Source organism: Hymenobacter sp., assembly GCF_031398885.1.
Classification (GTDB): Bacteria; Bacteroidota; Bacteroidia; order Cytophagales; family Hymenobacteraceae; genus Hymenobacter.
In genome coordinates, this window is sequence record NZ_JANNOD010000049.1 from 24971 (window position 1) to 45793 (window position 20823).

Below are 20823 nucleotides of genomic sequence, written 5' to 3' on the forward strand. Positions count from 1 at the left end.
TACAAATTCATTCTTCTCACCCCCAACTGTCCTCTGCTTATGTCCCACTCCCGTTTTTTCCGCCTGCCGCTTTGGCGGTACCTGACCCTGCTGCTGGTCGTTCTGCTCGGCTTTACGGCCACCAGCTGCGATGACGACGACGACGACACGCCCGCCACGCCCCAGAACATCGTGCAGGTGGCCCAGGGCAACCCCGACTTCGCCGCTCTGGTGGAGGCCGTGACCAAAGCCAACCTGGCCACCACGCTCAGCGGCACCGGGCCGTACACCGTGTTTGCGCCCACCAACGCCGCGTTTGCCAAGCTGGACGCGCCCTTCAACACCGCCGCCAACATCAAGGCCATCACCGACCCGGCCCAGATTGCGGCCTTGAGCGACATCCTGCTCTACCACGTGCTGGCCGGCAACAAGAAAGCCGCCGACCTGAGCACCGGCCCCCAAACGACGCTTAAAACCGCCGGCGCCACCACCAACGTCATCAACCTGACCAAAACCGGCACCACCATCACCCTCAACGGCAACACGACCGTGGTGACGGCCGACGTGGCCGCCAGCAACGGCACCATCCACGCCATCGACAACGTGCTGACAGCGGCCAGCACCGGCCCGGGCAACATCGTGGCGGTGGCCCAGGGCAACCCCGACTTTTCCATCCTGGCGGCCGCCGTCGTCAAAGCCGACCTAGTCGCCACCCTCAGCGCTCCCGGGCCGTTCACGGTGCTGGCGCCCACCAACGCCGCCTTTGCCCAGCTGCCTGCACCGTTTAACACCGCGACCAGCATCGCGGCCATTCCGGCAGGCAGCGCCGACTTTAATAAACTGCGCGACATCCTGCTCTATCACGTGCTGCCCAGCCGCATAGCCGCTGCCGACTTCCCCACCGGCTCCAGCGCCCAGGTCACGGCCAAGCCCGCCAGCACCGGCGTGAACGACAACACGGTGTACACCTCGAAGACGGGCACTACCATCCGCCTCAATGGCTTTGCTAGTGTAGCAACGGCCGACGTGCCCGCCAGCAACGGCATCATCCACGCCATCGACCGGGTGCTGATGCCGCCGTCGGGCACGATAGCGGCCGCCGCTACTGCCACGCCCGCGCTCTCGACCCTGGTGCAGGCCCTGGGCCGCGTCCCAGCTCTGCTGGCCGCCGCCAACGACCCTAGCGCCAACGTGACCGTGTTTGCCCCGACCAACGCAGCTTTCGCTCAGCTGCTCACCGACCTTAACCTGACCAGCCTGGACCAAGTGTCCGACGCCACGCTGGCCAGAATTCTACAGCTGCACATCGTTAGCGTCCCCCCCGGTCGCTTCTTCTCCACGGATTTGACCAACAACCAATCGGTGCCAACCCTGCTCAGCGGTACTACTCCTGATGCTAGTAACAGCCTCACCGTCGGCGTGAGCGCGACAGGTGTAACAGTACGCGGCGTCGGCAACGGCACCAATAACGCCAACGTGACCACGGCCAATATTCTGGCCACCAACGGCGTGGTGCACATAATTGACCGCGTGCTGCTGCCGGTGCTGTAGGTAGCCGTATACCTCCGATTGGAAAACTCGTTAGATTGCCAAGCGTAGTGTAACAAATAGAGCCCCGCGCATAGCGTGGGGCTCTATTTAAGTGCTGCCAAAAGTAGAATCAGTGCTTTAGCGAAATCTCAACTCAAAATGCTTGTCGGTATTTAGGGATTTACCTGAAGGCGTTTGGTAATGACTTCCGCTTTGTTGATGCTGAGCTTGTAGATATATATGCCCGCTGGCAGTGTGCCGGCCGGTAGCTCCACAGTTTGGGGCTGGCCGCTGGTCAGGTTGGCAAAAGTTTTCACAAGCTTACCTTGCTGGCTGTAAATCGTTATGGTCGCGCCATTGACACCGGTTGGCAAAAAATAGTCAATCCGGGTCGATGCGGAAGTTGGGTTTGGCACGTTTTGGCCCAAGCTGAATTGGCTAGGGTCGAGCTTCGTTTCGCCAGTTGAAGAGCCGGTCTGCCCGGTAATCTTATTGACCGCTGCCTGCAAATCAGATACTTGCTTTTGCAAGGTGCCAAGCTGCTCCTGAAGCTGAGCGGTTTCGTTTTGCTTGGCATCTAGCTGCTTCACAGCTTCCACCAGCAGGGGAATAACAGCGCTATAATTGACGGCGAGATACCCATCAGGCTGCTTTACGACAGCTTCCGGCATTACCTTCTGCAGCTCTTGGGCAATGAAGCCATCGCTGCGTCCTTCCGGAAAGTTATGGGTAGGAAAGTCCTTCTGCTTGAATGCATAAGTCCGCCCGTTCATTTTACGAATTGTACTCAGAGCATCACTCATCGGTTTGATGTCGCTTTTGAAACGCTCGTCGGAGGAAATAAAAAAATTGTTGCCCACAAAGTCTCCGGATGCCACAACTTGTCCACCTGGACGGACTTCGAATACACTGATTGGGTTGACTGTTGCTGACCCGCCGAAGGTTTGATTCTGAACCGCAAATATTGGACGCCTTGTAAGTCCTGTACTTGGGAATGCACCGAAGTTATTACCAATGACTGAAACTGCTGGTACGGCAATGCCCGATGAGCTAGTTACATCAGCTGAAACGTTGCCAACAATGGTGATAGCCGAACTCTCATTATTACTGCTGAAACCCCCAATAGCTGGTTGAAACTGTCCATTAACCGTCGTGCCGTTGAAAAAGCTTAAACCTCCTCCAAAAGCATCAGACACCCTAAGGTCAAGTAACTTCTCTGCGCTATTTGCCCTAGATGGGGAGGTAATCGTAGCACTAGGAACAGGGAACAAACTATTGTCCGGAGTCAACGTGAGAATATCAGTAAATTGGTTGGTTTGTTGGTCGCTTATGAAACGGAACCTCATACTAGCGTTCTGTCTCTGGTCTATTCCTATGATCAAGCTTTCAGCGTTACCTTCTGAAACTAGGTTAAACAACCCAAACTGACCGTTTTTCTGCAAGCGCAAACCATAAGGCAGTACACCACCTATGCCAAAAGGAGACTCCCCCAAAGCCGACCAATTGTCATTAAGAGCAAACTGCCCAAAAGCCCCCGACTTAAGCTGACCCAATGGGCCAGTTGGAGCGCCTGGCATTACAGTAGTACCGTTCACGGGAGCACCCTGTATCGCGGTTCCCGGTGCCAGAACCTGCGCCAATACCTTGGTAGAGGCTAGGCAGGTAAGAGAAATGAGCGCCGTAGCGCCCAGAAAAGAAAAGGGCTTCATAGTTGGGTAGTGGTTGAGGATGGTGAAAAGAACAGGTAACTTACACTTGGCAGCGAGGTAAGCTCCTAATATAAAGTTATTAGAAAGTCTCCGCTCCTAAGTAAAGAATTATAGAGTGCTGTTGCAGTATTTTAATAGCTGCTATTACTTTATCAACAACTTGATTAACAGCGCGTTTGGATTTAAATTGGGTGTTTTATTTTTTGAATTAACTCAGACGCGCTTCACATAGAATTTTCACGTGTTTCTCGGTTCAGCTTAAAAAAACTTTAGAATGACAAAGTTTTACACTCAAGTTGTTCGGGAGCTGTTTGAGTTAGCAGAACTCGAGAAGACGCTGAAATATTCGAGCGACGAAATTCCTTTTTTCTTTCACCGAGCAAATTCAACTCAACCAGCCCCCAGCGGTCAACACGTGGTTATGAGCAGTTGCCCATCCGTCATTCGCTGGCGTTCGGGCAACTGCTCATTGTTAATTGTTCACTGTTAATTGCCCCTTGTTTTCTCCCCGCCTATGCTGTTTTCTACTCGTCTGCGGTACGTTTACATGCTGGGGCTGGCCGCGTACACCTTCGCCAACGTGATGCTGATGGAGGCGCTGCCGTACTACGGGCTGCCGGTGGCGGGCGGGTACGTACTGGCGCTGTTCGTGGTGTGCGTGGGGCTGATTTGGGAGGGCAACCGGCTGATTGGGCGCTACGTCCCGGCGCTGGCCCGCGGGCTGGGCAAGGGGTCGGGCCGGCGGGTGCACCCGCTGCTGCTGGGCTTCGGGCTGAGCCTGCCCCTCACGTTGGTGGTGGTGGGCGGCCCCGCGCTGCTGCTGGGCCGCTACTGCGAGCTGCCCCCCGACAAGCTGCGGCTGGGCCTGAAGCTGGTGCTGGCCGTGGGCTTCCGCATCAACTTGTTTCTGCACACGCTCAACGCCGCTTTCGTGCTGCTCCAGGAGCTGCGGCGGAGCCAGGTAGAAGCCGAGCAGTTCAAGAAAATCAGCCTGCAGGCCCAGTTCCAGTCCCTCAAGGACCAGGTGAACCCGCACTTTCTCTTCAACAACCTCAACGTGCTCTCGGCCCTGCTCTACCAGGACGTGAACCAGGCGGCCGAGTTCGTGCAGCAGCTCTCCAAGGTGTACCGCTACGTGCTGCAAAACCAGGAAAAGGAGGTGGTGGAGGTGGCCGCCGAGCTGGAGTTCATGGAGTCGTGCGCCTACCTGCTGCGGGCCCGGTTCCGGGGCAGCCTGCGCATCGACATCGCCGTGCCCCCCGCCTTGCACCGCCGCCACACCGTGCCCGTGGCCCTGCAGATGCTGCTCGACAACGCCCTCAAGCACAACATCAGCTCCCGCAGCCGGCCCCTGCTGATTGAAATCTTCGCCACCCCCGACCACGAGCAGCTGGTGGTGCGCAACACCCTGCAACCCAAGCTCGCCGTGGAGCCCTCCACCCACCTGGGCCTGGAAAACATCCGGCGGCGCTACGGCTTCGTGAGCCCGCGGCCCGTGGAAGTGGCGCGCGACGCCCACAGCTTCAGCGTCCGCCTGCCGCTGTTGAATCTGGGTGATGAGGGGATGAAGCGATAGGGTGATGAGGTGAAAAGAACGTCATGCAGAGCGCAGCGAAGCATCTCGCGTGTGGCAGTAATTCAATCGTTCAACGAAGCGGGCGAGTTGCTTCGCTGCGCTCTGCATGACGTTCTTCGCCACCTCATTGCCTCATCACCTCTTCACCCCATCAATCCCTCCTCCCATGGACGTTGTGCTCATCGAAGACGAAGCCGTGGCCGCGGAGGGCCTCGTGGCCCTGCTGGCCCGCTACGACCCCGCCATCCGGGTGGTGGAGCGCTTGGATTCGGTGGAGGACGCCGTGCAGTGGTTCGCCAACAACCCGCCGCCCCGGCTGGTGCTGCTGGACGTGCAGCTGGCCGACGGGCTGTGCTTTGACATCTTCCCGCAGGTGGCCATCCGCTGCCCCATCATCTTCACCACGGCCTACGACCAGTACGCCATCCAGGCCTTCCAGGTCACGAGCATCGACTACCTGCTCAAGCCCATTGCCTACGCCGACCTGCACCGGGCCCTGGAAAAGCTGCGCCTGCTGACCACCGAGTACGCCCCGGCGCCGGAGGTGGACTTCCGGCAGCTGGCGGCCGTGTTTCAGCAGTTTCGGGAGCCGTACAAAACCCGGTTTCTGGCCCGCTGCAACGACCGGCTGCAGTTCAAGACCACCGAGGAAATTGCCTACTTCTGCGCCGACGGCAAGTTCGTCTACCTCGTGGGCCTGGACCGCCGCCGCTTCCTGGTCGACTACACCCTGGAGCAGCTGGAAGCCCTGCTCGACCCGCGCCAGTTTTTCCGCCTCAACCGCAAGTACGTGGTGAGCCTGGCCGCCGTGCACGACATCCGCACCTACGCCGGCAGCCGCCTGCGGGTGCTGCTGCAGCCGGCCCCGTACGCGGAAGTCATCACCAGCCGCGAGCGAGTGGCCGAGTTCAAGGCCTGGCTCGACCACTGAGCCGGCCGCGGGGTCTGGGGTTTTTTCGGCAATTTGCCGGTCCTTTCCGTCCGCTTGCCCCCGCTGCCATGGCCCGATTTATTCTGCTGAGCGCGCTGCTCTTCCTCCTGCTGGGCCTAGGCCGGGCCGCCGCCCAGCGGCCCACCGAGCAGGTGCTCTACCTGAAAAACGGCTGGGTGCTGCGGGGCCAGCTGCTGAGCGCCCCCGCCGCCGACCCCCTGCGCCTGCAAACCGCCGACCGCAGCGAGTTCGTGTTCCGCCAGGCCGAGGTGGACTCGCTGCGGCAGCGGCCCATGCCGCCGGCCGACCCCTACAAGGCCCGGGGCTTCGGGCACTATACCGAGCTGGGCGCCCTGGCCGGCCGCAACACCAGCAGCACCGTCAACACCTCGGCCTTTTCCTTCCAGACCGTCAACGGCTACAAGTTCAACCAGTGGACCTTCGTCGGGCTGGGCGTGGGCGCCGACCTCTACGCCACCCAGAGCCTCGTGCCGCTGTTCGCCAGCCTGCGCGGCGACCTCACGCGCCGGGGCAGCATCCTGCCGTTTTACTTTCTCGACGCCGGCTACGGCTTCAACATCACCGGGCGCGACGACGCCCTCGCCCAGCCCGTCACCTACGAGGGCGGCCGGCTGTGGGCGGCGGGCCTGGGCGTGAAGGTGCTCTTCAACCGCAGCACCGGCTTCCTGCTGAGCGTGGGCTACCGCACCCAGCGCACCGTGCTGACCCGCGCCGCCGTGGAGCCGGAGCCCGTTACCTTCGAGCGCATCGCCGTGCGGGCCGGCTTCGCGTTTTAGGGCACCATGCTTTCACCGCCACCTTCTTTTCGCGGGCCCCTTTGCCCGCCGCTGCTCGTGCTGGCTTGCTGGGCCGCCGGCCTGGCGGGACTATCTCCCCTCAGCAGCCGCGCCGCCACTCCTCCCGACAGCCTGCTGGCCGTGGTGCGCAGCACCCGCTCGGAGCCGCAGCGGGTGCGGGCGCTCCTCAAGCTCAGCGAGTACTTCCGTAACACCGACTCGACGCGGACCTACCGGTACGCAACCCGGGCGGTGGCCATCGCCCGGCAGCGGGTCGATACGCTGGAAGCCAGTGCCTTGCTAAACTTGGGGTTGGTTTATCAGACTTACGGCCGCTACCCCAGGGCGCTCGACCACTTTCAGCGGGCCCTGAGCAGCGCCCGGCGGCTGGGGCGGACCCGCGACATTGCGCAGAGTCTTCGCACGGTGAGCGTCTTCCACCTCAAGCTAAGTCATTTCCCGGAGGCATTGGCGGCGGCGCAACTGGAATTGCCCCTGCGCCGCCAACTGAACGACACGCCGAAACTGATTGGCCTGTTCAATAATCTGGCAAGCATATCGAGTGGACAAGGTGACTACCCGGCCGCCCTGCAATTTTACTTGCAGTCGTTGAAAATGGCAGAGCAAGCCGGTCGACGGGCGGAAGCGGCGTTTGTATCGGTCAACATCGCCCGACTCTACCAGCGGCAAGGAGACTACCGACTGGAGCTGGCCTATTTGCAGAGCGCGGTGGCCACGCACCGGGCCCTGCGCGATACCATTGGGCTGGCCGCTGATTTCACGGCTTTGGGAGACTTTTATACCCTAACCAATAAGTATTCGAGTGCCCAGCAAAGTCTGGACAAAAGCCTGCAATTGTTGCGGGCGTTGGGAAAGCGTGGCGACGCAACCGAGCAGGCCCGGGCGTATACTATTCTCGGGCGTCTACAGGCCAAGCAGGGGCGTCACGCCCTGGCTCTGCGCAACTTTCGCCGGGCGGAGGTGATATTCCGCCGGTTGAATACTCCTCAAAACTTGCTTACGCTGCTCAGCATCATGGCCGATTCTTATCAGGCCGTTGCTCAGCCGTGGGCCGCCCACCGGGCGGCCCAGCAGGTGCTGGCCTTGGCTCAGCAGAGTCATTCGCGCGTGGACTTAGTGGATGCTTTTTATACCCTGGCAAACGTCAGCGCCGCCAACCGGGACTTCGCCGCCGCCTACGCCTACCGGTTGCAGTACGAAGAGGCATTCGACAGCCTGTTCACCGCGCAGAAGGCCCAGCAGCTGGCCGCCCTGCAAACCCGCTACGACCTGCGCGCCAAGGAAAGCCAGATTGCGCTGCTGCGCCGCAACGCGGCCCTGCTGCAATCGGAGGCACGGCTCCAGCAGGCAAAGGCGCGGCTGCAGCAGGGGTTCGGCGCGGCCCTGGGCGGGGCGCTGCTGCTGGCTTCCCTGCTCGGCGTTTCCTGGTACCGGCGTTACCACTTCCAGCGGGCCGCCAACCAGGAGCTGCAGACCCGCGACGCGGCCATTGCCGCCACCAACGCGGCCCTGCTGGGCACGCAGCAGCGCCTGCGCCGGTCGCTGGGCGAGAAAGAAGTGCTGCTCAAGGAGGTCCACCACCGCGTGAAGAACAACCTGCAAATCATCTCCAGCCTCTTCGCCCTGCAAGTGCTTGAGCAGCCACAGCTTCCCACCCTCACGGCCGCCCTGCAGGAGGGCCAGAACCGCATCCAGGCCATTGCCCTCATCCACGAGCTGCTCTACCGGTCCGCCGACCTGACCCGCGTCGACTTTCACCAGTTTTTGCAGCAGCTCAGCGCCTACCTGGCCGGGGCTTTCGCCCGGCCCGCCCGGCTCCCGGTGGCCCCGGCCGGGGTGCTCGCCCCCGCCGGGCCGCCGCGCCCCGCCCCCGCGGCCGTAACCGTCGACGCGCAGGCGGCCGGGGTGTACCTGAACGCGAGCACCGCCGTGCCCGTGGGCCTGATGGTGAACGAGTTGCTGTCGAACGCCTACCGGCACGCCTTTCCGGCTGGCCGGGCCGGCCGGGTCACGCTGCGGATTGCGCCGACGGACCGGGCGGGCGCGTTCACGCTCACGGCCGACGACGACGGGGTGGGCCTGCCGGCCCAGTTCGCGGTAGACGGGGCCTCCTCGCTCGGCCTGCGCCTCGTCAGCAACCTGGCCCGCCAGCTGCGGGGCACCTTCCGGGCCGAAAACGGCGCGGCGGGCGCCCGCTTCCGCATCACCTTTCAAGAAGCGGCCGAGGCCGTCGACGCCGTCGAGCCAATCGAGCAATCCGCCGCGTAATCGTTATTCACCCCTCGCATTAAGCAATTTTTATGGAGACGCGCACGGTGCTGGTGGTCGAGGACGAGTACGTGATTGGCGAGCACCTGCGCAGCATTCTGCTCGGCCTCGGCTACGCGGTTCGGGCCGTGGTGGGGAGCGTGGCCGAGGCCCTGCCCCACCTGCGGCAGGCGCCTTTGCCGGACCTGGTGCTGCTCGACGTGATGCTGAGCGGCGAGCTGGACGGCATCGACCTGGCCCACCGGCTGCGGGCCCTGCACGAGGTGCCCTTCGTCTTCGTCACCTCGCTCACCGACGCGGCCACCCTGGCCCGGGCCAAGCACACGCGGCCCCACGGCTACGTGGTGAAGCCCTTCACGGAGCAGAGCGTGTACGCGGCCCTGGAAATGGCCTTTGCCCGCCACGCCCCCGACCCCGGGGCCGACGCCCCGCCCGCCCTGCCCCCCGCGCCGGACCCCGCCCCCCCACCGGACCCGCCGGCGCCGGACAGCCTCTTCGTGCGCGAGCGCGGGCAGCTCACCCGGGTGCGGTTCGAGGACGTGCTCTGGCTGCAGGCGGACGGCAACTACACCTCCGTGCACACCCGCCTGGCCAAGCACACCGTGCTCAGCAGCCTCAAAGAGCTGGAGTTGCGCCTGCCCCCGGCCCGTTTCATCCGGGTGCACAAGTCCTACCTCGTGGCCCTGAGCGGCATTGCGGCCGTGGATACCCAGGGCGTGCTGGTGGGCGAGCAGCGCATCCCCGTGGGCCGGGCCTACCAACCGGAGCTGGGGCGCCGGCTCAACCTGCTCGGCCTGCTCTGAGCCCGGAGCACAAGGCCTTAGCTTGGGCCTGGCCGGCACCCCGCCACGGCCGTGGGGGCGGCCGCCTTGCCGCGCCAGGCCCCGGTTCCGGGCCGGGGCCCGCCGGAGCGGGCGCGGCTGAACCAAGTATTGGCGTCGGTGGTCCCGGCCTTCCCGCCGTTGAACCAAGTATTCGGGGCGTTGCGCCCAACCGCTCATTTGGCGTTTGGCCCGCCCGGGGTCAGGGGGCCACCTTTGGGGCAGCAATTGTGTCCCCATTCAACCCCATCCATCCCCAGCCCATTATATGAAAAAACTCTTTCTGACTGGCCTGCTGGCCGCCGGCGTCCTGCACGGGGCCCACGCCACCAACTACTACGTCGCCTCCGGGGCCAACGCTCCGGTGGCCGGCGTGGACAGAACCACCAACGGCCAGGGCCTGAGCGCGGCGCTGCCCTTCGCCACCATTCAGTACGCGGCCGACAAGACCCTGCCCGGCGACACGGTCTTCGTGCGCGCCGGCACCTACACCAACCGGTACACCGCCGTGGCCTACATCAGCCGCTCGGGCACGCCGGCCAAGTGGATTACCTACCGCAACTACCGCAACGAAAAGCCCTTCCTGCAGTTCAACAGTTGGCAGGGGTTCCAGGTGTGGAAGGGGGCTTCCTACATCGAGATTAACGGCTTCCGCATCCAGGGCAACAACCGGAACGTGACCCTGGCCGACGCGCTTAACCAGCCCGGCGGCTGCGCCCAGAACGGCGTGGGCTCGAGCGAGGCCAAGTACAGCGGCGGCGGTATCGTGGTAGAAGGGCGAAACACGACGGTCCGCTCTCACCACGTGCGCATCCTCAACAACGAAATTTTCGATTGCGGGGCGGTCGGCATCGCCGGCATGGAGGCCGACTACCTCACCATCGAAAACAACCTGGTCTACGACAACGCTTCCCGCTCCCGTTTCGGGGGCAGCGGCATCTCCCTGCTGAACAGCCGGAACTATGACAACAACACGAGCGGCTACCGCATGATTATCCGCAATAACCGCATCTTCGGCAACCGCCTGGAAGTGCCGTGGTACAGCAATAAGTGCCAGGGCATCACGGACGGCAATGGCATCATCCTCGACCTGAACCGCAATCCGGGCCAGACCTTTGAAGCCTTCACGGGCCGCTTCCTCGTCGCCAACAACCTAATCGTCAACAACGGCGGGGCCGGCGTGCAGGTCTACCAAACCGATAATGTGGACGTCATCAACAACACGTGCTACCGCAACGCGCGCAGCCCCGAGCTCAACGTGCTCAAATCGGCCCAGTCCTACAATATCCGCGGCGAGGTCCTGCTCAACCAAGTGGACAAGATTCGGGTGCAGAACAACATCTTCGTTACCGACGAGCTGAGCAAGGTCAGCACGGGCACCGCTCCCATCCTGACCTACACCCACAACCTGCACTTCGGCGGCATCCTCACGCCCATCGCCGGCGCCAGCACGATTACGGCCGACCCGCAGTTCGTGAACGCCACCACCGACTGGCGCACGGCCGACTTCCGCCTCAAGGCCACGAGCCCGGCCATCAACCAGGGCCTCAACAGCCAGCTTTCGGCCACCGACCTGGTTGGCAACCCCCGCGTGGTGGGCCCCAACCCCGACCGGGGCGCCTACGAGAGCCCCGTGGTGCCGCCCGTTGTGACGCTGCGCACGCCCGAGAACCCGACCGGCACCCGGGCCGGCCTCGACTACGCCTACTACCAGGGCAGCTGGAGCGCGCTGCCCGCCTTCGCCGCCCTCACGCCCACGAGTACCGGCACCAGCACGGGCTTCGACCTAACGCCGGCCGCGCAACCCGATAACTTCGGCTTCCGCTACACGGGCTACGTGACCGTGCCCACCGACGGCATCTACACCTTCTCGACCACCTCCGACGACGGCTCGCAGCTCTTCATCGGCACCACGCTCGTCGCCGACAACGACGGGCTGCACAGCGCCGCGGAGAAAGCCGGCACCATTGCCCTCAAGGCCGGCACCCACGCGCTGACGGTGACTTACTTTGACCGCACGGGCGACAACGTGCTCGCCGTGAGCTACCAGGGCCCGGGTCTGGCCAAGCAACTGATTCCGGCCGCCGCGCTCTCCCGCCCGCAGCCCCTGCGCACGCCCGAGAACCCGGCCGGCCTCGTCCCCGGCCTCAACTACGCCTACTACCAGGGCAGCTGGAGCGCGCTGCAGGACCCGGCCACGCTGACGACCGTCAAGACCGGCGCGGTGAGCAGCTTCGACCTGACGCCGGCTACGCAGGCTGACAACTTTGGCTTTCACTTCTACGGTTACGTGACCGTGCCCACCGACGGCCAGTACACCTTTTTCACCACCTCCGACGACGGCTCGCAGCTGCGCATCGGCAACGGGTTGGTGGTCGACAACGACAGCCTGCACAGCGCCCGCGAGCGCAGCGGCACCGTCGGCCTGAAGGCCGGTACGCACTTCATTGCCGTCGACTACTTTGACCGCACCGGCGGCAACGTGCTGTCCGTGAGCTACCAGGGGCCGGGCATCGCCAAGCAGGCCATTCCGGCCAGCGCCTTCTCCCGCCGCGACTACAGCGCGGCGGCGTCCGCGCGGGCGGCCACGGCCGCACCCGCCGCGCAGCTGGCCGCGCCGCCCAGCTCCCTTACCGCGTCGCTCTCGGCCTTTCCCAACCCGAGCCCCGACGGCCGGCCTACGCTGGCCCTCGACGCCAAAGCGGACCAGACCGCCCAGGTACTCGTGCGCGGCGACCGCGGCCAGCTCGTGGGCCTGTTCGGCGTGCGCCTGCGCGCGGGCCGCACCGAGCTGCCCCTGCCCGCACCCCTGGCCCCGGGCACCTACCACCTGCGCGCCACCGTCGACGGCCAGGTTCAGACCTTCACCCTTCAGGTCCGCTAAGCCCGCTCCCGCGACCTTGGCGGACGCAAAACGGCCGGCTGGACGCCCTTCCAGCCGGCCGTTTTGCATCCGCCAAGGCTTCTGGACTACGCCGCCTGCCTTTTGCAAGCGCGGTGGGCCGAACGCTGAGCAGGTCATGCCCGGCAAGGCGCGGGCTTTCGCCCCAGGCGCAATTTTTCCCTTGGGAGCGTCTGCACACCATCCCATTCACCCCAGTTCTTCACATGAAAAAACTCTTTCTGACTGGCCTGCTGGCCGCCGGCACCCTGCCCGGGGCGCACGCCACCAACTACTACGTCGCCTCCGGGGCCAACGCCCCCGTGGCCGGCGTGGACAGAACCACCAACGGCCAGGGCCTGAGCGCGGCGCTGCCCTTCGCCACCATTCAGTACGCGGCCGACCTCACCCTGCCCGGCGACACGGTCTTCGTCCGCGCTGGTACTTACACCCGCACCGAGTCCTGGCGCCCGCCCGTGCTCGACATCAAGCGTTCGGGCACTCCGGCTAAGTGGATAGTTTACCGCAACTACCCCGGCGACACCCAAAGGCCCCTGCTCCAGTTCAACGGCTGGCAGGGCATCAACATGAAGGGCGGCGCGTACGTCGAAATCAACGGCTTCCGCATCCAGGGCAACAACCGCAACGTGACCCTGGCCGCCGCCACCAACCAGCCCGGCAGCTGCGCCAACCCCGCGGGCAGCTCCGACCCCCAGTACAACGGCAGCGGCATCAACATCAGCGAGGGCTCGGGCAGGAACTACCCTCACCACGTGCGCGTCCGCAACAACGAGGTCTTCGAGTGCGGCGGGGCCGGCATCGGCACGGGGCAGGCCGACTACATCACCATCGAGAATAACCTGGTCTACAACAACGCTTGGTACAGCCGCTACGGCAACAGCGGCATCTCCATGAACAGCAGCGTGGACTACGACACGGCCCCGGGCTACCACATGGTCATCCGCAACAACCGCGTCTTCGGCAACCGCATGTTCGTGCCGTGGCGAACCGACAAGTGCATGGGCATCACGGACGGCAACGGCGTCATCCTCGACCTAAACAACAACACCAACGACGATGCAACAGGCGATGTGCTCAAACCCTACACGGGCCGGTTCCTGGTGGCCAACAACCTCATTGTCAACAACGGCGGGGCCGGCGTGCAGGTCTTCAAGACCGAGCGCGCCGACCTCATCAACAACACGTGCTACCGCAACGCGCGCAGCCCCGAGCTCAACGTCACCGCCTCCGCCGAGTCCTACAACATCCGCGGCGAAGTCTTGCTCAACCAGGCCGTCCAGGTGCTGGTGCAGAACAACATCTTCGTCACCGACAACCTGAGCAAAGTCAACGCGGCTGGCACCTTTCCGACGCTGACCTACACCCACAACCTGCACTTCGGCGGCCTCGGCACCCCCTTGGCCGGCGCCAGCACGCTCACGGCCGACCCCCAGTTCGTGAACGCCACCACGGACTGGGCCACGGCTGACTTTCGCCTCAAGGCCATGAGCCCGGCCATCGACCAGGGCCTCAACAGCCAGCTTTCGGCCACCGACCTGGCCGGCAACCCCCGCGTGGCCGGCCCCAACCCCGACCTCGGCGCCTACGAAACCCCCGCGGTGCTGACTGCCACGGCCGGCGCCCGCCCGCCGCGCGGGCTGGAAGCCTACCCCAACCCCTTCGCCGGGCGCGTCACGCTGCGCTACGTCACGGCCCGCCCCGGCGCCGTGCGCCTGGAAGTAGTGGACGCCCTGGGCCGCCGCGTGGCCCTGCTCGTCGACGAGCCGCAGCCCGCCGGTGCCCACGAGGTAGCATTTACGGCCCCCACCCGGGCCGCCGGCCTCTACCACGTGCTACTGACCACCCCCGACGGCCGCGCCCAGCAAACGCTCCTGGCCGAGCGGTAGCGGCCGGCTTTCGAGCAAACTTCAATTTCCCGGTGCCAGTCAGTCAGCGGACTAATTGGCCTTCACCGGGGGGTGGTCCGCGGCCCGGCGGTTCGCCCGCGCCCGCAGCAGCAGCCAGCGCGCGTCGCCCGGCCCCGGCAGCAAATCGGCCCAGGTGGCGCCCGTGGCCTGGCGGTAATGCCGGAATAAGTACGCCACGCTGGCCGCGTAGGAAGCCGACATGCCCAGCGCGGCGCCCACCATGCCCAGGCGCGGCACCAGCAGCAGGCACAGCGGCACCGTGACGACCAGGCCCAGCAGGCCGGCGCGGTTGTTCACGCCGTAGCGGCCCAGCGCCCCGAAGTAGGTGCTGGCCTGCATGCCCGCCCCGGCCAGGAGAATGCCGGGCGCCAGCGCCAGAATCACGCCGTGGGCCGCGCCGAAGTCTGGCCCAAAAATGGCGGCCAGCCACGTGCCCGGCACCGCCGCGAGCACCAGCACGGCGCCGGCCGTGGCCAGCAGCGTGAGCCGGCTCCCGCGCAGGGCGGCGTGGGTCTGCCCGCGCTTGTCGGCCGCGTTCACCAGGGCTACGTATTGAATGAGGGCCGTGCTGCGCGGAATCAGCCACACGGCTTCGGCCAGGGCCACGCCCACCGAGAGGATGCCCAGGGCCCGGGCATCGGCCAGGTAGGCCACCGCGTAGTAGCCGAAGCGGTAGTTGGCGAAGGACAGCAGGTTGGCGAAGTGAGCCCCGCGGCTGTGGCGGGCCAGCTCGCGGCCCACCACCCGACGCCGGGCCCAGCGGCCGCCCCGGGCATCGGGCAAGCGCAACAGCAGAACCAAACTGATGAGCCAGGGCAGGCCGCAAGCCAGGTAGTTGGCGTAGTAATAGGCCGTGATGCTGGGCCAGCGCAACGGGCCGAAGGCCAGCGCCAGCGCCCCGGCCAGCAGCGCTGCCTGCGCCGTGGTCAGGGCGTTGTAGGCCCGCTCGCGCTGCCGTCCCAGCAGCAGAAATACGTTGACAGACAGCAGTATCTGGACCAGCGCGATGCCCGCCAGGTGCAGGGCGTAAGGCAGCGTCACGGGTCGCAGCAGCGCCACGGTGGCCGCCCCGGCCACGCTCACCACCGCGCCCCAGGCGTAGGCCGGCAGCAGCAGGTGCCACGCGTTGCGCCGCGGCACCAGGTATATCAGCGACGAGCCCCCCACGAGCCCGGCCACCAGCACCAGCGCCGCCGTGTCGGTAAAGAACAGGCTGACCTGCCCGCGCCCCGCCGCCCCCAGGTACCGCGCCGTGAGCCACACCACCGCAAAGCTCAGCCCCGCCGTGAGGACCCGCGCCGCGAAATGGAGGAGAATGCGCTTTATCATGGGGGGGGTGATGGGGTGATGGGGGAATGAGGTGATGGGGAAAGAACGCTGTGCTTCGTCCAGGGCCGGCTCGCTGAAGCCGTTAGGCTGGGGCAGCAACTTAATCACCTGGCCCGTGCTAACCCTGCGAAGTAATCTCGTGCTTCAACACCATTCACTCATGAGAGAATGCTTCGCGGGGCGGACGCCAGATGATGAGCCTGACACGCGGCGCGGACGAGCTGCGGCGCGCGATATGGGGATTCGCCCTGTCCTCATCACCCCATCCCCTCATCACCTTTCAGCACCCGCCGGTATAGGCGCCCGAAGGCCGCGCCCACGGCCGCGGGTGCGCACCGCGCCGCCGCGTCGGCCCGCAGCCGGGCGGGGTCGAAGTGAACGGCACCGCTGAGCACGGCCGTAAGCGCCGCGGCCAGGGCCGGCTCGTCGTCGGGCTCCACCAACAAGCCAAAGGCATTTTCCGGCCGGAACAGTTCGGGCACGCCGCCCGTGCGGGTGGCCACCACCGGGCAGCCGCAGGCCCGTGCCTCCAGCAGCACGCAGCCAAACGTTTCGGCGCGGCTGAAGGAAACCAGGGCGGTGGCGCGGGCCATTTCGGCGGCCACCGCCGCGTGCGGCAGCTTGCCCAGAAAGGTCACGGTGCCGTCGGCCAGCAAGCCGAGCTCTGCTGCGTATTCGCGCAAGCGGTATTCATCGGGACCGTAGCCGGCGATGCGCAGCCGCAACCCGGGCCAAGCATCCCGCAGCCGCGCCACCACGCGCAGCACCCCGGACAAATTCTTCACCTGGTCGTGAAACGCGGAGACGTGCAACAGCGTGGGGGGAGCCGCAACGTGGACCAGGCCGGTCTGAGTTCCGTGAGAATCAAGCACTACTTTCTCATTTCCAACAGCTTCCGCCGGCCGGAACAGCGCCGTGTCCACCACGTTGGCAATGACAACCGGGTTGGCATTGGCAATTCCCAGCGCGGCCATGGCATCGCGCAGGCCTTCCGACACGGTGTGCAGCGCCGCCGCCCGCCGCACCACGGCCCGGGTCAGCCCCCGCCGCAGCCCCGTGATGCTCCCCGCCCGCTGGGGCAGGTACAGCGTCCAGTGCTCCGAAACAACGAAGGGAATGCCCTGCCACGCCCGCAGCGCCCAGGCAAACAGCCCCGTGCGCAGCAGCACGTGCACATGCACCAGCGCGGGCCGCTGCCCACCCCAATGCCGCCGCAGCCGCCGGTAGCCCCGCCCCAGACACCAGAAATACAGCAGCAGCTTCAGCGGCTTGTCGAGCAGGACCAAGCCGGTAGGCGCGGCCCGGTAGTAGTAGCGCAGCACCGGCCACGGGCCGCTGAAATCCTCCTCGGCCTCGATGAGGGCCACCAACGGCCCCCGCGCCACGGCGGCGAAGAGCACCGCCCCCGCCGCATCCCCGTGCGCTGCGATGGCCGCCACGTGCCGCGCCACAAAGTCGCCGTCCTGGTCGTCGTAGCGGTGCGGGTACCACTTGGGTAGGTGCAGGGTTCTCAATATTAGGAAGAATGGTAAGCAGGGGTCCGTTCGTTCCGACCGCGGGGCGTACACCGAATTGCCCGGTAAAGAAACCAGACGCCACCCATACCGCCCGCAACAGACGACAGCAAAAAACCCCGCAGCCAGTGGCCGCGGGGTTCGTTTCACGTTTTGCCCGGGGGCTTGAAAGCTCCCTTCACATTGCGGACGGGCCCTAGGCTGCCAGCGTCGCTTTGTGCGCATTCACCACGCCGAGGTACGCGTCCACCTCGGCCAGTTGCAAGGTGATGAGGACCACCTCCAGCTCGCGGCTAAGCAGGGCTACCGACCCAACCGCTTGCTGCCGGTCGAGCAAGGCGTCCCGCTCCCGCTCATATTTGCGCTTCTCAAGCTCGCGCTCCGGTTGGCTCTCGGCGGGCAGCGTGGGGATAATGGCGGTTAGCGCCGTAATCTGAGCATTGGCCACGGCGAGGTTCGCCGTGATGTCGCCCGCCGAGTCGGCCCGCAGGTCCTGCGAGCGGCTGAATACTGTGAGGCGGAAATCAAGCCGCTCGCGGATGTCCCCGGCTTGCTTGAGGGCGGCGTCGCACTCGGCCCGCGTGGTCAGAAAATTAACTGAGTAAGCCATCAGAAAAAAGGGTGAAGGGTGAATGTTACGGGGCAGCGATATAGAAGTCTACTCGCTGCTTGCCGCCAGGCGAACGGGGTTTGGCCCCGCGTATTGTGGCGCTTAAAAAATAAGCGGGCGGGCCCGCCCCGGGTGCGCGTCACTGGTCCCCGGCCGGAGCGGGCCACGCTTCGAGCAGCGCAGCCTCGTGCTCGTAGGCCGCGATGCGGGCCGCCAGCAGCGCCTGGGGCAGCGGGCCGCACTCGGCGGCCAGCCCGTCGGTGGCTTCGGCAACGAGCCGGGCCAGCCAGCGGCGGCGGTCTTCCCCAGCGGCCCCGGCCGGCAGCGCCGTGGCCAGCCCGGGCAGCGCGGCCAGGCGCTGGGTCAGCGGCTCGGCCCGGGCCCGCAGGACGGCCAGCGCCTGGCGCAGCCGGGCCGCCTGGTAGCGGCACTCCCGCAGCCGGGCCCGCAGCGGCGCCTGGTAGGCGGTGGCAGCCGCCAGGGCTTCGGGCGGCACGGCTGGCCCCGCCGCCCGGCCCAGGGTGAGCTGCGTCAGGCGGGGCCAAGCGGCAAAGGGCAGGGGCCGCTGCTCGATTTCGGCCTTTGCCACCCGCTCCCGAGACACGCCCAGCCATTTAGCCAGCTCAGCCTGGGTCAGACCAAGCCAAGCCCGCACGGTGCGTAAGTCACTGGCTTCACTCATAAGGAAATTGACTGGGTGAGAAGGGGGCCCAGAACGTGGACCTAGCAAAAAAAGTGTGCCCCCCTCTGGATGGGGCACACTTTTCGGTGACTTTTGAAATCCTGGGCCCCCTCTGCCATAGCCTAAAATGTAAAAAGGCCACGAGTAACCCCGTGGCCTTTTGTCAGAAATTAAGATTTACTGTTTTACTAAACGCTCCTTGACAAGATGCTTGCCGTCGAATAGCTGTACCTGATATAGACCCGTTGGCAAAGATTTCAAGTCAAATGATTTTACCCCGAGGGCATTACTCTCACGCGATTCGCTCACTACTCGCCCTTGCACGTCAAGTATTTTTACCCATTCGTAACGCGTATTTCCTTGTGAGGCGATGTTGACTATGCCATTGGTGGGGTTTGGGTACAGCACGGGACGAGGCGCCTCGTCTGCTGACGCTCCTCCTGCGGGCCCTGTACTTGGCCCACTGGTTCGCAAGTCTGCATCGCAATTGATTGCCTGGTTGATATTTACAATGAAAGAACGGAAATCGGAAGCCCTAGGGCAGTCGCTGACAGTCGTGATATTAATCCGAAAGCTTGTCACGAACTCATTGAGAATGTAAACGTCACAGGTAGGAGTTCCTACACCAGGTTGGAGCAATGCAGTTCGCTGATTTGAAGGCAACGTTGGGCTTTCGGCTGGCACTACATCACTCAATGACATGTAATAGCTGAGACCCGGCTGAGGGTTCACCACGGAGAGTGTGTTTCCATGGTCGGTGCACCATAGTCTAGCAGGAGAGTAGAAGCCGTCAATCTTTTGTATTCCAGCAGGTGGTGTAAGAGCAGTATTCCCAATTTGAAAATTCTGCAACAACGTCGAACTGTAACCACCGCATTCAGAGGTTTTAGCCTTGGTAGTGATAGTCACTTGGCCAGGTTGAGGCGTGGTTAGCGTTACGAAGGTGAGGTTAGCTCCTTCTGACGCACCCAAAATGGCGGCTCCCGCCCCGCTTACCGTCCAGGAATAAATTGTTCCCTGCGGGCCAGGAGAAATGGAGGCCGTTTTCGTGTCATTGCCTGTGGTGGGACACGGGCCGTTCGACAAGGAAAGGTTTTGGGGTTGGGCAGGGCCTTGCGCGATGGGCAGGGTTATGGTACGGGCCGCACTGTAGTTGCTACCGCAACGGCCGGGCGAGTTAAAGGATACCACTGTTACATTCACGCTGGTGGCGCTGACGGGTACGTTGGCTAGACTAAGGGTGGCAGTGGTGCCATTGGATGAAACGACCGCGCCGCTGGTGGCGGACCACAAGTATTGGTTCGCATCAAAAAGTGCACCGGTGCTGAGAGTGTACGATGCATCGCGGCATAATTGAGCCGGGGCATTTGTCACCGTAATAGACCCAGGCCGACGATTATAGTATCGAATTTCAATTTCGTCGTCGTCATCAGCCTCAGTAAACCCACAAGAGTAACCGGTACATTCCAACCTCACTCCGACAATCAGTTCCCCAGGTTGAGCCGTATTGTTTGGCGGATTCAAACAGCCCGCATTGGGATAGGGCACTGCCGAGAATTGAGAGTTGCCGCCATCCTGAGTTGCTTGTCCATTAGTAGCCGTTGTGAAACCCGGCACCCGGTCATACATGTAAAGGCGAATCTTTGAGAAATCACCAGCGGTTTGGTCCTGCCACTGTTCCGTGTAAGCGTTACCGGACTCGGTAGTATACCTGATGGTCCAAATGAAATTTGGTCGGTAACGGCACTCCGTCGAACCGCTGTTGCCCTGACAGTTACTTTCAAACTCAAATTGATATGGTTGGCCTTGAACAATGTAGTTGAACCCGTTGGAGTCGACCACATTTGGGCATAGGTCTAATGGATTAGCCCGGTAGTTAGTTTGGTTGTCTGGAACTTGTCCGTGAAACTGAATTCTGTTAGAAATTTGTGGGGCTGCCGTCGAAGCGGATGCTCCTGTTGTCGCAGTAGTTGCTGCCTTTGTTGGAGGTAGGACGACAGGACGGCTAACCTGTGCTTTGGCATTCCATGGATTGCTTAGTAAGCAAGCAAAAATGCCCGATACAGCCAAGTAGCGCGCTCCTATGAGCTTGTTGTATGTATTCATCATGCGTGTAAGCAGTTAGTGAAAGGATAGACAAATTTCAAATGGCTGCAGCAGACGAAAAAGGAAACAAGGGCGCTATTCTAGACTTGAATAAACAAAGTAAATAATATTATAATTTACTTTATTATCATTATATTAAGT

At 63.6% G+C, this 20823-nt stretch carries 14 protein-coding genes; 8 read left to right on the forward strand and 6 right to left on the reverse strand.

The genetic code is table 11. From position 1 onward, the window contains the following. The first annotated feature begins 39 nt into the window (after positions 1-39). Positions 40-1530 (forward strand): fasciclin domain-containing protein, encoded by a 1491-nt coding sequence (locus RMO51_RS08825; RefSeq protein ID WP_310393900.1) that lies wholly within the window; start codon positions 40-42, stop codon positions 1528-1530. 152 nt (positions 1531-1682) lie between these two features. Here the strand turns inward: RMO51_RS08825 and RMO51_RS08830 are convergent, their stop codons facing one another. Beyond that, positions 1683-3218 carry a tail fiber domain-containing protein gene (locus RMO51_RS08830; protein ID WP_310393902.1) on the reverse strand — a complete coding sequence of 512 codons (1536 nt, stop codon included), beginning with the start codon at positions 3216-3218 and terminating at the stop codon, positions 1683-1685. A 514-nt stretch (positions 3219-3732) separates the two neighbouring features. Here RMO51_RS08830 and RMO51_RS08835 point away from each other — a divergent pair. From RMO51_RS08835 to RMO51_RS08865, 7 genes are all read left to right on the forward strand, one after another. Further along, positions 3733-4794, forward strand: coding sequence for a histidine kinase (locus RMO51_RS08835; RefSeq protein ID WP_310393904.1), 1062 nt, complete (start codon positions 3733-3735; stop codon positions 4792-4794). 166 nt (positions 4795-4960) lie between these two features. Then, positions 4961-5725 (forward strand): LytTR family DNA-binding domain-containing protein, encoded by a 765-nt coding sequence (locus RMO51_RS08840; RefSeq protein ID WP_310393905.1) that lies wholly within the window; start codon positions 4961-4963, stop codon positions 5723-5725. A 68-nt stretch (positions 5726-5793) separates the two neighbouring features. Continuing rightward, the gene (locus tag RMO51_RS08845; protein WP_310393906.1) at positions 5794-6522 is read left to right on the forward strand and encodes a hypothetical protein; all 729 of its coding nucleotides are present in this window, start codon (positions 5794-5796) and stop codon (positions 6520-6522) included. A gap of 57 nt (positions 6523-6579) precedes the next feature. Continuing rightward, positions 6580-8811, forward strand: a complete 2232-nt coding sequence (locus RMO51_RS08850) for a tetratricopeptide repeat protein (RefSeq protein ID WP_310393907.1) — start codon at positions 6580-6582, stop codon at positions 8809-8811. Positions 8812-8843: 32 nt separating this feature from the next. After that, positions 8844-9614: a LytTR family transcriptional regulator DNA-binding domain-containing protein gene (locus RMO51_RS08855; RefSeq protein WP_310393908.1), complete on the forward strand. Its 771-nt coding sequence runs from the start codon at positions 8844-8846 to the stop codon at positions 9612-9614. A 286-nt stretch (positions 9615-9900) separates the two neighbouring features. Continuing rightward, positions 9901-12516 (forward strand): PA14 domain-containing protein, encoded by a 2616-nt coding sequence (locus tag RMO51_RS08860; RefSeq protein WP_310393909.1) that lies wholly within the window; start codon positions 9901-9903, stop codon positions 12514-12516. A gap of 224 nt (positions 12517-12740) precedes the next feature. Further along, entirely contained in the window at positions 12741-14420 is a 1680-nt protein-coding gene (locus RMO51_RS08865) for a right-handed parallel beta-helix repeat-containing protein (RefSeq protein ID WP_310393910.1), read from the forward strand. 51 nt (positions 14421-14471) lie between these two features. Here the strand turns inward: RMO51_RS08865 and RMO51_RS08870 are convergent, their stop codons facing one another. From RMO51_RS08870 to RMO51_RS08890, 5 genes are all read right to left on the reverse strand, one after another. Beyond that, the gene (locus tag RMO51_RS08870; RefSeq protein WP_310393911.1) at positions 14472-15770 is read right to left on the reverse strand and encodes a lipopolysaccharide biosynthesis protein; all 1299 of its coding nucleotides are present in this window, start codon (positions 15768-15770) and stop codon (positions 14472-14474) included. 257 nt (positions 15771-16027) lie between these two features. After that, the gene (locus RMO51_RS08875; RefSeq protein WP_310393912.1) at positions 16028-17284 is read right to left on the reverse strand and encodes a glycosyltransferase; all 1257 of its coding nucleotides are present in this window, start codon (positions 17282-17284) and stop codon (positions 16028-16030) included. 196 nt (positions 17285-17480) lie between these two features. Further along, positions 17481-17894 carry a hypothetical protein gene (locus RMO51_RS08880; protein ID WP_310393913.1) on the reverse strand — a complete coding sequence of 138 codons (414 nt, stop codon included), beginning with the start codon at positions 17892-17894 and terminating at the stop codon, positions 17481-17483. A gap of 139 nt (positions 17895-18033) precedes the next feature. Further along, a complete protein-coding gene (locus tag RMO51_RS08885) occupies positions 18034-18576 on the reverse strand; it encodes a hypothetical protein (RefSeq protein ID WP_310393915.1) in 543 nt (180 codons plus the stop codon). A gap of 177 nt (positions 18577-18753) precedes the next feature. Next, entirely contained in the window at positions 18754-20685 is a 1932-nt protein-coding gene (locus RMO51_RS08890) for a T9SS type A sorting domain-containing protein (RefSeq protein ID WP_310393917.1), read from the reverse strand. Between the last annotated feature and the right edge of the window lie 138 nt (positions 20686-20823).